A 16070-nucleotide genomic window follows, 5' to 3' on the forward strand; every position below is an offset into this window, starting at 1 on the left:
TCTGCAGGCTCTTTGCGGTTAATGCAATCTCCCGTCCTATGACGGGCCAAAAGAGTGGCTAAACGCCCACTACTTCAAACTTAAAAGGTGTCTAAAAACTTTATCCATCCCGACTGAATTTGATGCCTTTAGCAAAATTGAATCGCCAGATTTCAGCTTTTCTGCAAGATCAGGAATCAGGTCTGCAACGCTCTTGTAATGCGTGTTTAAAGGAGTATTTCCATGGGCGTTGAGTTCATCCTGCAGCTCTGCCATCAAACTTCCGCATAGAAAGATCGCATCAGCCTGTATTCCCTGGATATGTGGTGTCAGTTCCCGGTGGTAACGCGCGGCGTCCGCCCCCAGTTCGGCCATATCTCCAAGGATGAGGATGCGACGGCCCTCGACTTTCATTTTGCCGAATGTTGAAATGGCAGCCTTCATCGAAACCGGATTTGCGTTGTAGGACTCGTCAACAACCGTGAGGTTTCGCCCCTCGAATTCGACCTGAGATACCGCTCCACGCCCCGCGGCAGGCTGAAACGCTGTCAGCCCCTCAAGGAAGATGTCCAAATCACCACCCAGTAATAACCGCACCCCGATTGCGGCAAGGCTGTTCATCGCCATGTGCAAGCCTGGCGCGGCAAGGTGGTAGGCCAACTGTCTGCCATCCGGTAGAGCTGCCTCAACGCGGCCACTGGTCTGATCGTAGTGGTGGAGGCGCAGATCCGCATCTTCGGACTGACCAAAGGTCATGACATGTACGCCACGCTGAGCTGCTCGTTGCTGGAAAATATCGTAGAACTCTATTTCCCGGTTAAGCAGCAAGGTCCCGCCCGGATTGATACCCTCGACAATATTCGCCTTTCGCCGCGCAACCGTATCCAGCCCCAATCCCGGTCCACTTATATGCGAAGGTGCGATATTGGTCACGATCCCGATATCAGGGCGCACAAGACGAATATTCTGGAATTTCGGTGCATTGATGGCGGTGACGGCTGCTTCGACCACGACCACATCCGTAGAGGCCGGTGTATTCGCCAGCAAATGAAGGATACCGACGCGCGAATTGTAGTTCAGCACGGAGTTAGAGATCACCTTGCGATCCTTGCCCATCGCCGCTGAGAGCATCAGACTTTGCGAAGTCTTTCCCGCACTGCCTGTTATCGCGACGACATGTCCCTTCATCCGGTTTCGCGCGACAGCTCCAAGCTGGATCAGTGCATGGAGAGGATCCGAGACCTGTAGCAAAGGAAAATCCGGCTTCAGTCCTTCGACGGGACGCGCCACCATCGCGCCGGCAAGCTTGTGTTGCAACATCGGCAAGCGATCCCGGATATCCCAGTATTTCCCAGCAGTGAAATCCGACAATTCATGCCGCATTGCCATGCGCTGATCAATAACTGCAAGAAGTGTCGGCGCTTTTATACCCTCGTTCCCGAGTTGACGAGACTTATGCGTCACCGAGCGCACAAACCAGCCTTCGGGTGGGCGCACCAGCCATGTGCCCCCCGTCACTTCTTCAATTTGATCTGCCGTCCAGAGAATTTCCGGTGTAGGGCTGATCGTCTCAAGCGCGGGGACTTCATATTGAGCAGGGTAGGCACGAAGCACAGCAAAACCTGCCTTGGGCGATAATTCGAACCGCACCTGGTGTGGCAATTGGATGCGTTCAGTTTTCCCGAGATAGCTCACCAGCCCCAGCGAAAGTGTCAACGTCTCATCAAGCCAATTACGGACCGCGGAGGGCCGCAATGTGTAGAAATCACGATAGATCTGGCCCGGCTCCCAACGGCTGACAGGCCACATCCAATCACAAGGATCATGCGAGCACCCAAGCCCCCAGGCCCCGACCGGTCCGGGCTTGGCTGGCTCTGCACGAAAGTCGATGCGCCAGTCGCAATCGACGGCATCAGGGACACGCCACCAGGATTCCACAGAGATCAGCCCGATGCGATTCAGATGCTCAGGTGAAACGCGCAGGCCCAAAAGCTCCATCGGTCCGATGCGTAACGGCTCTACCAGACGGGCATCCGCCGGCACCTCGTCGGCCAACCATTCTGGGCGCGCTTTGCGAAGCGCCGAAATTGGTCCTGCAGTCGGCAATGTAGGGGCCGGGCGAGCGGGGAGACGCGCGCGCCTGGGAGGAGAAAGCATTACATAAGCCTCTCCCTCTCGTGTGCTTTCACACTTTGTGCCTAGCGCAAGGCATTTCTTTGAAAACTTGCTCAGCGCCTCGGCCGCCGCCTCTGGCGCCAACGGCAATGTACGGCAAAATCCTACCTCGAGCGGCAAGAAGCGCACTCCCGTCACGCCTCGATGGTCCATTTCCAGCGTAAAAATGCCACTGTCCTTGTCGGGTCGCGTCAGCGCATCAAAGAGTAAATCCCCGGCATCATGTAGGATCGGACGATTCTTATAGATCTCGATTCCCTGCAACAGATGCGCCGACGCGCCAAGCACCGCATCTGCGCCAGCGTCAATCAGGGCATGTCCACCTGCAATCTCGGCGGTGTCGGGCTGATGGAGGTTGTTCGCGCCCCAATGCATCGCAACCAGGACAATGTCGGCCCTTTTCCGGGCCTCGATAATCAGCGGAGCCATGATTTCCGCCCACTCCTGTGGTCGCTTCGGGTCGAGCCATGCGGTGCCGGGCGTATCCTCGCCCGCCGCAAAACTTTTCTGTGTCGCATCCAGCGCGAAAAAAGCGACATCCAGCCCCCCTGCGCGACGGAAAACGGGTCGAAACGCTTCTTCCCGTGTGCGCCCCGACCCTGCGTGACCAATACCGGCAGCATCAAGCCACTCACCTTGCTCTACCAATGCGTCAGGGCCGTAATCACCACTGTGATTGTTGGCTGTCGCTACGATATCGACGCCACCACGGATCAGTGTGTCGATCATCTCGGGGCGAGCACGGAAATAATAGGAAGACCTCTCTCCCTTGTCGACACATTCCGTGCCGCTGGTGGCGACAACACATTCAAGATTCACAATGCCGAGATCAGCTTCTACCAACGGTTTAATTCGGGAGAGAGCATTCCGAGCATTGGCGGCCCCAAACCGATAATGAAACCGCCGACCGATATTCACATCCCCCCCCCAGGCAATCGTAACGGTCCGTTCAGATTTGTTGTTATTACTCATACGCGCTTTTTTCACTTACCTTCCTCCTGCGCTAGAGGCCTAGTTGGCCCATGCGCGTAAGCATCGCCCGCATGTTCGCGAGCATCGACATACAGCAGTCCACAGCGCTCAACCGCATTTACAAGCGGTAGAAGCATATCGAGCATTGCACTGAAAGCGCCCATGTCACTGCGATCTGTGAAGCTGGCCACAACTGCAACCAGCAAAACATCCTCGACCAGGCAATCTGCTAACGATGGACGCAATTGCGCTGCCACATCAAGACATTGCCGCAAATCCTGTTCCGGGCGCTCACACCATGGCCAGTCAAATCCAAGAGGCTCCCATTGCCAGAGCGTCCAGTTGCAGATCAGCCGTCCCCCGTTAGAACCACGCGCCATACGGCGCGCCGCCATCTTTGGCAGTACGATCTGCGAGGGCCGATGCCGCAACCATTGCATCAACTGCGGCCAAGCAGCCTCTAACCTGGTGCAATCAGCGACCTCGCTGGCCGTTCTCGCCATCCCCGAAAACATCGGCCAGTTAATCGCAGTGGCCCTATCCGGAAGACGCGACCGGGATCTCAAATAGCGCATGGCAAGATCGTCAGGGACCTCACATCCCAGAATTTGCCCACGCAAAGCCAGCGTGTCGTTGCGATTCATCATTGGAGGAGCCCACTCGCACTCCCCCCAACAGCGAAATATCAGTGCGAGATTACCGGCGACATCACGCTTTCCAATTAACGTCGGAGCCGGCCAATTCTGGGTACCATGCGCCAGAAGTTCAGCCTCATGGTGTCCCATCCCAACCACCGAGCGATGGAAAAGACGGATCATCAGACTATGGTCATCACCGGAATTTTCAGGACGCGCGACAAGGTAGGCGACCCTGCCCTGCTCAGTCCATTGCGTTGCCGCCAAATCAAGTGACAGACGCTCCGGGCTCATTTCTGCAAGTAAAGGCGACAGCCAGGCATCTCGACGATCCTCTGTCAACAATTCGGTAAGCCCGGCCTCCTGACGGCTCTGTGTCATGAAAGGACGGTCCGCCACAAATAGGGCCTCGACACGCTCTCGACGGCGCCATAAGACACCAAGAGTAGACGCAGACATCATCAAGAAAATTAATGTTTGGCGGGCGAGTAGCAGCGAAAAGAACACGGACCAAAAAGATGGCATAGTGCCGCGCCAAGCGTCATGGATGACCCAGCCAACCAGACAAATGAAACCTGTCCCCCACCAAGCCCTGCCCCGCAGTTCTGACGAAACTCCCTGCGGGGATGCTGGCGGCAACATAGCCACCACCAAGGCTCCCAGAATGACATAGCCAACCAAAATAATGAGTAAGGTTGGATAGCCGATCCCGATCAGAACCACTGCGATGGTGCTGTAGGCGAGCATGGCAAACAGCCTGAGTATCCGACGATAATCACTGGCTGCGTTGCTACGCAGTGATTCGGACAAGCCAAGCTTGCTATGCCGATCAAGAATGGTCGCGGAGGCCCGTTCACACATCTCTGCCCCTAGCGCATCGGCGGCCAGATGCACACCAAAGCAGACCAAAACCAGCGCCATGAGAATTGCCACAACGACACCCGAAGCGAGCTGACCGAAGATCATTTCAAGTCGCAAGGAACTCTGGCCCAGGCTGAGCGTAGCGAGAATATTCCATGGCAAAAGCAGCGCAAGCAGCAGGGTAATTTTTGACAGGATGAAAAGTAAGATGTAAACCGGCAAAGGCCAGGCCAGTTCGGCCTGTACAACCCGTCCAATTCGAAATAGCCAGTGCAAAACAGAAGGCGGCCACACCGCCAACACCTGGCTCTTCGCCCTTTGGGTCAGTGCCGCAATCACGGAGTGACCTCTCGTGCACACTCCTCTGCCGCACGCGGCCCCGCTTTGCCCGTCAGATTGTGATAAGCGGGAGCGCTGGCATCTACCTCGCGCAACTCCACCCGGTGTCCCCCAGCCCGTAGCCCCTCATAGAAACGTTTCTGCAGATAGAAAGGCGTCACCCGGTCATGCGAGTTGCCCAATATGACAATACGACGTGTTTGATCTGCGACCACTCCGTCCAGGTGATCCAGCGGATCATAGGGGGCGGACAATCCAGTCGTATCCGCCCCTGGACGCGATGGCCTGCCGGCGGCCTGGCGCAAGACCTCAGCGCGTTCCAGCAGACCGAAAGCCCCTGAAGTCAGCACTGCGCATGCAATATCGTCGCGCCCCATCGTCAGCAACGCAGCACCTGCCGTTGCCCCCCCACTATGTCCCAAGAGCACGAAGCGCCCTATCCGATGATCGGCCCGGATATTGTCCAACGCACCGTCAATCGCGAGAAATTCTTCGGCCTGTCGCCGACGGCGGTGATCTCCGCTAGCACCATATGTCCCCGGACGCGAGATCACAACAACTGGAAAACCCATCTCCTCAGAGAGCGAGCGCGCCAGCGCTGTCTGAGCGCTGGCCGTGTTTTGGGGAATATCCTGCGGATCGCGCTTCAGCCAAGTATCACGATCACCGCGCAAGACAACAATGACCACTGGAGCACCGTCGATCTCTCCCCCCACGAAATAGCGCAGGCACGCGACACCACCCGCATATTCCGTCCAGACTCCGCCTGCAGATAAATCGCAAATATCTTTTGAGGGCTGCCCGCCCCAGGACAAAGCCTGCTCTGCCCAGGCGTGGGCCGCTGAAAGCAATAACAGGGCAATAGAAATGATCAGGCGTTTCATGATCAGACTGCGTCTCCCGAAGCCCTGGCCTCCAACAAACCTGCATAAGCCACCAGCCCCGAAAGATAGTGCTCCACGTCATCAATCCGCACCCTGAACGCATGATGGCGGATGAAAAAAGAACCAAGTATCTGGTCTGGATTGCGGAAAAACATCGCGTACTCAGGCCAGAAGTGCCCGTTCAGCAGATAAGCGGCACGGAAGTGCAACGCCTGGTCAAACCGCGCCTCATCCAGCCCAGCCAGAATATCTGCTCCATTGGGCATAGCCTTCAGACGGTCAAGCATCTTGCGCCCAGCCATCATCAGTTCCAGCAAGGTCGGAAACGTCGTAATCCTTTGTAGGACAAAGTCGAGATAACCCTCGAAATTCTGGATCCCGAAGCGGAAGTAGCGTAACTCGGGTCGGTAGAGCGTCAGCTCGTTAGTGCAATAACTGAGCCAGTGGTCGTGATGTTTCCAGTAGTCCTTTTCGATGAAGTGGCCAAATGCCCTCTCCACCGCGCCGATCCACCGCTCGTCTTTCGTCAAGCTGTAAAGCCGCATCAGGGCAAAGGCGGCCTCCCCTTCGTAATAAACAATGCGAAACTTCTCTTTCACCTCGAGGCCGGGCCATGTCAGTACATGAGTGAAAGAGCCGTCCTGCGCCTGCATATGCAAGATCCCCAGAGCCAACTTTTCCATCAACGTTGCAAAGCGGTCCGAACCAAGCACGGCGCTGTATTTCGTCATTGCCAGGATGGCAGTGGCATTGGCCCCCAGCTTGATCTCATTGCCGGTATCGACGATGAAGGCCTTATCGCCGCAGTCTCGGATGAACTGGGTGGTCAGATACTCAAGAGCGCGTTCAATCGCGCAAAGCAAGTCTGGCTGTCGCGTCTTTTCCCAGGCCTCCAGCATCGAATAGGTCGTGCTGGCATGACGCAAGGCGTTATAAGCTGGGATCTGGCGGTCAAAACACGGATGGTAGCCATAGACGAAGCGACCATCCTTACCGACCTGACGCGCCAGAAAATCTGAAGAATCCCTGATGATATCGGCCAGGGTTTCATCATCAAGCGATTCGATCTTGCGACGACCTGCATTGCGACCATTGCCATAGAGCTCATGGACAATCCCATCTTCCCCGCAGAACAGACCCGCAGTCTCCAGAATATAGACTTCACCATCTCCCTGGAAATCAACGGTGGTGCCAACACCATATTTCTGCTGGGCGGCTAGCTGAAAGTTATTTTCGTTCAGAACACAATGACTGACCTGATTGCCGCCATAGAGCATGGCCTGAGCATTTATCTCCATCTCAAGGAAAAGCCGACTAAAACTACGATCCAGCGCAATTCCCTTGCGGCAATAGTTCCTCTTCACCTCGCGCAAGCGCTTACGTAACAGATCCCAAGTCCATGTTTCAGCTTTTTCGACCCAATCAACACGCAGGAAGCGTCCACGCAGCTTGCGCCGAGCCATGATCTTTTTCAACGTCGCTGTCGCAAGATCCCAGGCAGCATCCAAATCCGCGCCGCTTCCCTGCGCCGTAACGGCTCTAGCGGTACCATCAGATACCGCAAAAACCAGGGTGACAGCCGGAAAGGGCGCATCCAATAGGCTGAACTTACCCGTCAGGGCCGCTTTTAGACTTGCCAGCCGAGTTTCAAAAGCGATCAAATCGGCACCCGCTACCGCGTTGTCCTGCACATCCATGTCATATTTCATCATTGTTAAAACTCGTCCGTGATAAGCGAGAAATCGCAGCACTGAAATGGTGAAAATGCCAGCCGCACTCTGCTGCCAAGCTAAGGGCTGAAGGCACGCATCTATTCCAGGCTTCCTTCATATCAGCGCTCCCGCATGGCTTCTTGCGCCCGAGTAATCGGCTTCATCAAATAATCAAAAACCGTTTTCTCCCCCGTTTTGATATCTACCGTGGCAATCATCCCCGGCACAATGGGGTAACGAATGCCGCTCTCCTCGTTCACCAAAGCATCGTCAGTAGTACGGATAAAAGCGCGGTAATAAAAAACTTCGGGTTTGATTTCGTCCTGAATCGTGTCGGGTGACACAGTCACCACCTCGCCATTCAAGGCGCCATAAATGGAGTAGTCATAGGCTGTGACTTTGACCTTGGCCTCCAGACCGGGCCGGATAAAGGCAATGTCACGCGGCGAGATACGTGCTTCCACCAGCAACTGATCTTCCATAGGCACAATCACCATCAGGCGGCCATTGGGTGGAATCACCCCACCTTGCGTCGTCACTTCAATGTCTTTCACCACACCGCGTACGGGCGAGCGCAAAGTCAGGCGGGACAGCGAATCCGAGCGTCCACGGATGACCTCTTCCAAAGAGTCCGCCTCGGCCTTGGCACGCGCCAACTCTTCGCGCGCTTTCACCATGTATTCGGCCTGCCGCTCGGTAACCTTCAAACGAATTTCCGACACCTGACGTTGCAGCTTGAGTACGTCCACATGGCTGGCAGCCCCGGCTTTAGCAAGCGACTGGGTCAAGCGCAATTCTTCGCTGACAATGCCCAAGGACTGCCTCAAGCCTGATATGGATTCATTCAAGCCAGCCTGGCGCGTGTTGTACAAGCGCGTTTCGGCCTGAATCAACGAGGGGAACTCGTTCAAGGACTCCGGAAAGCTCAGCTTGGTGCCGTTCACTTCGGCTTCCAGTCGTGCCACGCTGGCTACTGCCGCCCTGTGTTTGGCCGCACTTTCACCAACGTTCGCTTCTGTTTTAGTCAGATCCAACTGCGCCAGGATCTGCTGCGGCTCCACAATGTCGCCCTCGCGCACATAGAGATGGGAAATAATCCCACCCTCCAGGGACTGGATAACTTGCTCACGCGAATTGGGAATGATCTTGCCGGTTCCAGAGGAAACTTCTGTCAGTTCCGCAAAGTAGGCCCAGACAATCAACACCACCAGAAGCAAACCAAAGAACCAGATAATGCGGTTGGAGCGCACAATCTGCGCTTCGCTTACATCATCCTGATACTGGTGCTGATCCCGATTGGGGTCAAAGAGCAAAACCGCGTCCAGACTTTGATCCGACTTATCCGAGCTTTTGGGATTTTTTGAGTTCTTAGTTGTCATTAGCGGGCTCCTGCTTTTTCTTTGCGCCTTGAGCCAGCTTGTCCAGCACGACTTGTTTCTTGTCATCCATCACGATCTTGCCGTTGCTAACCACCAGAATCCGGTCCACCAACTCCAGCATGCGCAGCTTGTGCGTGGCCATAACCAGAGTCTTGTCCTGTGCCCAGTGATGAAGGTGACGAATAAAGTGCCGCTCGCTGGCGTCATCCATGGCCGAAGTCGGCTCGTCCAGCAACACCACATCCGGATTGGCCAGAATCAGGCGCGACAGGAGCAAAGCCTGACGTTGTCCGCCCGACAGGCCTTTCCCACCCTCGGTCAAGACATGATCAAGGCCGGTAGGCAAGCGTTGAATGAACTCGATGGCACCGGTCATGGTCAGAGCTTTCAGCATGTCCTGATCGCTGGCCAGCGGTGCACCCAGGGTGATGTTGTCGCGTATGGTTCCGTAGAACAACGACGCACTCTGACTGAGCAAGCCCATATCGCGCCGCAAATCTGCCGTATCGATATGCGCCAGACTGACGCCCTCTATCGTGGCGATGCCTTCAGACGGGATCAGCAGACCGGATAACACTTGCAGCAAGGTCGATTTACCCGCCCCGTTGCGCCCCAAAATGCCAATTTTTTCACCAGCACGAATCTGCAGATCCTTAATGGACAAGACCGGAGCAGGATTGTCGGAGCGGTAGCTGACCTGGCAATCTTTGAACACATAGTTGCCACGAACATTGGCCACATGAATGCGCCCTTCTTGCGCAGTGTCATCATCAGTGGGCAGGCTCATCAGCTTGTCGATCGCACCAATGGCAACCTTGGTTTGCTGCCAACGAGACAGAACACCTGTCAGCTTGGCCATCGGGGCCAACATGCGTGTCCCCAGAATGGAAGCGGCAATCACCGAACCGGTGCTCAGTTCGCCATCAATCACTTTGAACGCGCCAAACAACACGATCAAAGCAAACACCGAACCTTGCACCGTACTGCTCCAACTGCTCAGCCAACTATTCAAAGAGCGCAGCTTCAAAGCCACATCTGCACTGGCAGCGTTGAAGTTATTCCACTGATTCTGAAAGCGCAGCTCCGACTGGGTGGTTTTGATGTCCTCGTAGCCTTGCACCGCTTCAACCAAAATGGCATTGCGTAAACTCGCTTCGCGAGCAGACTGGCTGGCGTACTGACGCAAACGCGGCTGAGCCAACAAGCTGGGCGTAATCATCAGCACCACGGCAATCAAAGGCACCAACACCAGGTTGCCCGCCAGATACCAGAACACGACACAGAACAACACAAAGAACGGAATATCCACCAAGGAGGTAACGGTGGCGGAAGTCAACATTTCGCGGATGCTGTCCAACTCTCGAACCTGGGCAATCAGACTGCCAGTGGACTGCGGCCTGTCGCTATTGCGAATGCGTAACACACGACCATAGACCCGATCAGATATTCGTAAATCGGCCCGCTTTCCCAGCATGTTAATAACCTTGCTGCGGGCAATTCTGAATATGAAAGCGAACACCAGCGCAACCATCACCCCGCTAAACAGCACATACAAGGTCGGATAGGACTCGGCCGGAATCACTCGGTCATAGACCTGTCGGGTAAACAGAATGCCGGACAACCCCAACACATTGATCAAAAAAGACGCCACAAATAAATGGGAGTACGGGCGCCAGTCACTAAAAACAATTTGCTTGAGCCAATGCTTCTCAGAAGGTTTGACATAGTCATCGACGCGGGCATCAGCCACAGCATGAATGGGCCGCATCACAAACGCCGCCCGTACATTGCTCAACAGATCCGCAACCGCCACTTCGCTAAGCAGACCTTCATCGCCGCTATAACGGATACCCAGCAAACCGCCTTCATTGATCTGTTCCACCACCCCAACCTGGCCGCTTTCCAGTTGCACCAGCAAGGGTAGGCGCCAAATATTCAGATCGCTTTCACTTAAGGTGACGGGTTTGACGTACAAGCCTGCTTCTTTCGCAAGGCGGCGCAGCACATAGGCAATGTCTCGCGTCTTCAACCAGTTGGCTGTCAGCTCCAGATTCTGGGGCGAGACATCCAGGCGGTAGTGCCTGGCAATAGACAGAACAGCGTCAATCCAGGGTTTATACAAATCCTGGGGCCTGGCCTGCGAGGCGGCGGCAACAGATACGGCTTCCTGCAATGGCATGCATTCATCCTTGTGAAATACAACGGTCAAACGTCTTGTCATTAACCTGCGTACAGGGCAGTGAGAAAAGGTTTGCGCATCATCCGCCGCCGCAAAGGCAGCACAGACAGAAAAGCACTGGGCTTTACAGCCCAGTGCTCCCGGTGATGAATTAGCCTACAAGGCTGTGCTCATCCAGCTCGTCAATGACGGGATCAACATCGACTTCCGGTACCAGCAATTCTTCTTCGCTGATGCCTTCAAACGAGGTTGGCTCGCCAGCGGCTTGGCCAGACTGCTCCTGTTCATCCTCCAATGCGCCCAGATCAACATCGGTGTCCTCTGTACCTTGAAGCTCAATGCTCTCTTCAAGAACCGCAGGCTCTTCTGTTGTCTCTGGCGCATGGTCCTCAACGTCATCCAAGGACAAGATGGATTCATCTGCACCCATCTCGTCAAAGTCAGCGCTGAAGGCGGACGCTTCAGGAACATAAGGACCTTCACCGTGCTCAACGCCCACCGTCAGGGTGGCGTCAGCCGTAGTGCCGTTTGGATGCTCCAGACGGTACTCAAAGACGTCCTCATTGCCAGTCTCTTCCAGACCAGATTTAGGCTGGTAGGAGTAGCTGCCGTCGGTATTGATCGTCAGCGTGCCATGCAGACCTTCCACCGTCGTTCCATTGCTGACCTCCACAAAGTCGCCGTTGGCGTCCTTGATCAGGAACTTGGTGTAGGTCGAGGCCAGATGATCGTCGGTCAGGACATTGCCCGTAGCGTTATGAGTGCCATTGCTGACGTACTCATCCAGGTAGGTCGTCGTACCGCTGTAATCCAGCGTCAACGTACCCGATCCACCTGCGCCACTGCGCTCGTACTCCGCCTTGACGGTATAAGTACCTTCCGGCAAGGACGACAGGTCGAACGACACCTTCGGACTGCCCAGCAACGGACTTTGCGTTTCGGTATGGACAACCGAGCCATCAGGTCCATAGACCGTCAGCTTGATCGAACCACGATCCGATGCTTCTGCCGTTACCTTGACAGAGAACGTACGGTTGGCACCGACCACAAAGGTATCCTGCGCATCCGCCTTGGTTGTCGCAAACGGATTGAGCGTTGAGCTGATACCGGCTTGCTTACTACCTGTAGGACCAGCTTCGGTCTTGTAGGTGCTGTCGATGGAAGCCGTACCCTGATCATCGTTAGCAACCAGGTCCACTTCAGCTGGCTGAGATGGATCTTCGGGCCAGATCAGACCTTGGCCGTCACTATCGATACGAACATGGATCGTGGCGGTGCTGACAGAACCGTCTGCGGCCTTGATCGTGTACTCGAAGGTTTCCACCTGGCCAATCCCCGAACCATCAGTGTTATTTGGCGTGTAAGTAAACTCGCCATCTGCACCAATAGTCAGTGTGCCGTACTCACCTTCAAACGTCGTTGTACCGTTAGCACCAACCTGCTCCCCATTGATATGGGTCACTTTGGCGCCTTCGCCAGCAGCGTCGTTATCGAGCACATTGCCGCTTACCGGGGTGGCCGTGTAAGAGCCAGCCTCAGTGTGGTCGTAGAACGTTGTCGAGCCTTCCACCGTGGTGGTAGTCAAAATACTCAGACCACGCACAGCTGCAATCACCTGGTACTCGCCGGGAGGCAAGTCATTGATGGTGAACTTGGCCTTGCCACCGAAGATACCAATGATGTCGATCAAGCCACCGGAGCCCGATTCCTCAAGCACCTTCCAGTTGCCATTCTCGTCCTTGACGCGCAGCTGCACCTTGACGTTATCGAGCACGCTAATCGCAGAACCCGAAGAAACGCTGATTTCGCTGGTCGCTGTCTCGCCCTCGCCTACCTTGAAGTTAAAGCGCGGAGCACCATCAAAGAAGGCATCCCACAAACCACCAATGTCGATAATCGACAGACGACTGTCGGACTGAACTTTAGTGTCCAGTTCGGTAGGTTCGATATCCAGCTTGGCCGTGAAGTAGTCGTCGGAGACGTCTGCATCAGCGTCTGCGTCAGCATCGGCATCGGCATCTGCATCAGCGTCGGCATCCGCATCGGCATCCGCGTCAGCATCGGCATCAGCGTCTGCATCGGCGTCAGCATCAGCATCGGCATCCGCATCCGCATCCGCGTCGGCGTCTGCATCCGCGTCGGCATCGGCGTCAGCATCGGCATCTGCATCAGCATCTGCATCAGCATCGGCATCTGCATCAGCATCGGCGTCGGCATCTGCATCGGCATCAGCATCGGCGTCTGCGTCAGCGTCGGCATCAGCATCCGCATCAGCGTCAGCGTCTGCATCGGCGTCTGCGTCAGCATCGGCGTCGGCATCTGCATCGGCATCTGCATCGGCATCGGCATCGGCATCAGCGTCTGCGTCAGCATCGGCATCAGCATCGGCATCCGCGTCTGCATCAGCATCGGCGTCTGCGTCAGCGTCAGCGTCGGCATCAGCATCCGCATCAGCATCAGCATCAGCGTCAGCGTCTGCATCGGCGTCAGCGTCTGCATCGGCGTCTGCGTCAGCATCGGCGTCTGCGTCAGCATCGGCATCCGCGTCTGCATCAGCATCAGCGTCGGCGTCGGCGTCGGCGTCGGCATCTGCGTCAGCGTCAGCGTCAGCGTCAGCATCGGCATCAGCGTCTGCGTCAGCATCAGCGTCTGCATCGGCGTCAGCATCGGCGTCAGCATCGGCATCCGCGTCTGCATCAGCATCGGCGTCAGCATCGGCATCGGCATCGGCGTCTGCGTCTGCGTCTGCGTCAGCATCAGCGTCTGCATCGGCATCTGCATCTGCATCTGCATCAGCGTCTGCGTCAGCATCAGCATCGGCATCACCATCGCCATCATCAGGATCGACGGGTCCCTTACCGCCCGAGCCGCCGGAGGAATGGCTAGATGCCATTGCAACACCCGTCAAGCCAGCCAGCAGCAAGCCCAGGACCCACGGTGGCGGGGTGCTGGTGCCAGCGGCAGCAGCACACACAGTTTCGGAAACAACAGGAGCCGTGTTTGCAAATACGGCGTCCTGGGCGGAGATTTCTACCAGCTCTCCGCTGCTGTTGAGCCACCACAGTTGGCAGGCTGAATCTTCCAGAACCAGCTCGCTATGTTCGCCGTCTGGGTTTTCGTTAAAAAAGCCTTGCAAGGTGACCTGTTGACCATTGGCCATCACCAGGACAAGGTTATTTCCTTGGCGGGTAATACTGACAATATCGCCAGGACTCGCGTTCAATTTGACGAGATGAGGGGTGGCCAGCACTTGATCCGCTAATTGCGTCTCCAGTACTGGCTTTCCCGCTCCCGATCGTTCTGCTAGGATCATTTTCATGAATAGCCCAACCTTTTAATAATAAAAATGGCCACAAGGCCCCTCTTCACAACGGTTAATTCAAGGCAGGCACATTGAATCCAGCGCTCAACAACCCCTGGGAGTAAGCGCATTCAATCTGCGAAGCTTTCAAATCCAACTCACTGTTCAACACCTCGACACGGGCTTGGTGGTATTCCTGTTCGGCATTCAATAAGTCGACCAGTGAACGCGTTCCTAAATCCAAATACTGTTTTCTGTACAAATCTTTCGTGCCGCTAATGTTCACGACACGATTGGCCAGCAGCGCCTTGCGACGCTCCAGCCCTTGATAACGATTGACTTGATCGGCCAGGCGCTGCTCCACCTGCAGGCGGACTTGAGACTTTTCAGCGCTGGCAGCGCGCAAGGCGCCCGAGGCTGCGCGTTTACGCGCCGACAAGCCTCCCCCTTGATAAAAGGGCATGGAGAAATTCAGGCGTATGCCGGTCTCGACACGACTGCCATAGAGCGGGGTCGCGTTCAAAGCGCGGGAGGCATTGGCTTGTAAAGAGAGGGTTGGCCATTCTTCAGAACTGGCCAGATCGACATCAGCCACCGCTTCTTCGGCAGCCATATCCACCATCACCACTTCTGGAACACGCGCCCAGTTAATGCGGGAGATCGTGCAGCTTTGATTGAGCTCGAGAGGGAACTGCGCCAAGGACACGGCGCTAACGTCAGGAAGTTGTGCAAGTAGTGCAATTTCCTGCAACCATTTGCGATATTCTGCATCGACGTTCAATACCAGCGCCTGGACCGAATCCAGGCGGGAGCGCGCTTGTAAAACGTCGGACAGGTTGCTGGCACCTTTCTCGTGGCGCTGCTCGACCAAGCGGGTTAGCTGCTCTACTTCCTGGACGTGCGCTTGGGCCAGATCCAGAAAACCCTGATAACGCACCGCTTCCAGTACCGCGTTGGACGCTTCGCGAACCAATTGCTCGACAACCAAATCCGTTCTGGCTTGGGCTTTCAGTTCCCCGAACTCGGCTTTTTTGACTGAATTGGCGGTTTTGCCGAAGTCGTAAAGTAGCTGTTGTACGTTCAAGTCCAGGCTTTGCAGGGCCTTTTCGTCATAGCGACCGGAACGGTACTTTTCATAGCTACTTGAAACACCTCCGCTAACTTGCGGGTAGTAATGAGCCTTGGCAACATCAATCATCTCGCGTGCGCTTGCTTCGTAACCCATGGCACTTTCCCGCCCGGGGTGACGCGCAAGGACGCGGTCGACAACGTACTGAATACTCAAGGGTGCGTCATGATCGGCTTGTTCCAGAACTGAATTTTCCTGAAGCCGTTCAAGCATCGTTTGTGCCTTGCTCGATGTGGCAAGAACAGCCATAGCCAACACGATCCCCACTGTTTTTGTTCTAGTCATAAGGCACCCAAGCAAGTGACTTTTTGTATCCTCAACAGAGGGACAAAAAGCCGCACATTCAACACAAACGCACTCTCAAGAGGTAGAATCACCGAACGCAGGGCGCAAAAAAGCCACCTGCCTATCCAAAAAGCAAGCAATGCAAAACTGTCATTTACCTGGATTGCGCGCTACCTCCGACACGCCTCACACAAAGAAGCAGACGCAGCACAACACGTTCTTATCGAGAGAATCGATTTT

The 16070-nt window shown here is 55.4% G+C and carries 8 protein-coding genes; all 8 read right to left on the reverse strand.

Annotated features, from left to right (window positions below; translation table 11 throughout):
• Positions 1-69: 69 nt before the first annotated feature.
• Positions 70-3141 (reverse strand): CapA family protein, encoded by a 3072-nt coding sequence (locus D0C27_RS03895; RefSeq protein ID WP_137430464.1) that lies wholly within the window; start codon positions 3139-3141, stop codon positions 70-72.
• The gene (locus D0C27_RS03900; RefSeq protein ID WP_137430465.1) at positions 3138-4961 is read right to left on the reverse strand and encodes a hypothetical protein; all 1824 of its coding nucleotides are present in this window, start codon (positions 4959-4961) and stop codon (positions 3138-3140) included. Before D0C27_RS03900 ends, D0C27_RS03895 begins: the two co-directional genes overlap by 4 nt.
• Positions 4958-5845 (reverse strand): alpha/beta hydrolase family protein, encoded by an 888-nt coding sequence (locus tag D0C27_RS03905; RefSeq protein WP_137430466.1) that lies wholly within the window; start codon positions 5843-5845, stop codon positions 4958-4960. The genes D0C27_RS03900 and D0C27_RS03905 overlap by 4 nt, the downstream gene beginning before the upstream one ends.
• A 2-nt stretch (positions 5846-5847) precedes the next feature.
• Complete coding sequence (locus D0C27_RS03910; protein ID WP_137430467.1) at positions 5848-7557, reverse strand: hypothetical protein; 1710 nt, start codon at positions 7555-7557, stop codon at positions 5848-5850.
• Positions 7558-7676: 119 nt separating this feature from the next.
• Positions 7677-8936: an HlyD family type I secretion periplasmic adaptor subunit gene (locus D0C27_RS03915; protein ID WP_137430468.1), complete on the reverse strand. Its 1260-nt coding sequence runs from the start codon at positions 8934-8936 to the stop codon at positions 7677-7679.
• Positions 8926-11115 carry a type I secretion system permease/ATPase gene (locus D0C27_RS03920; protein WP_137430469.1) on the reverse strand — a complete coding sequence of 730 codons (2190 nt, stop codon included), beginning with the start codon at positions 11113-11115 and terminating at the stop codon, positions 8926-8928. The genes D0C27_RS03915 and D0C27_RS03920 overlap by 11 nt, the downstream gene beginning before the upstream one ends.
• 151 nt (positions 11116-11266) lie before the next feature.
• Positions 11267-14434, reverse strand: coding sequence for a BapA/Bap/LapF family large adhesin (locus tag D0C27_RS03925; RefSeq protein WP_137430470.1), 3168 nt, complete (start codon positions 14432-14434; stop codon positions 11267-11269).
• A 55-nt stretch (positions 14435-14489) separates the two neighbouring features.
• On the reverse strand, positions 14490-15758 hold the full coding sequence (locus D0C27_RS03930; protein ID WP_170978542.1) for a TolC family protein: 1269 nt from the start codon (positions 15756-15758) through the stop codon (positions 14490-14492).
• Positions 15759-16070 lie beyond the last annotated feature (312 nt).

This window comes from Alcaligenes faecalis (assembly GCF_005311025.1).
Classification (GTDB): domain Bacteria; phylum Pseudomonadota; class Gammaproteobacteria; order Burkholderiales; family Burkholderiaceae_B; genus Alcaligenes; species Alcaligenes phenolicus.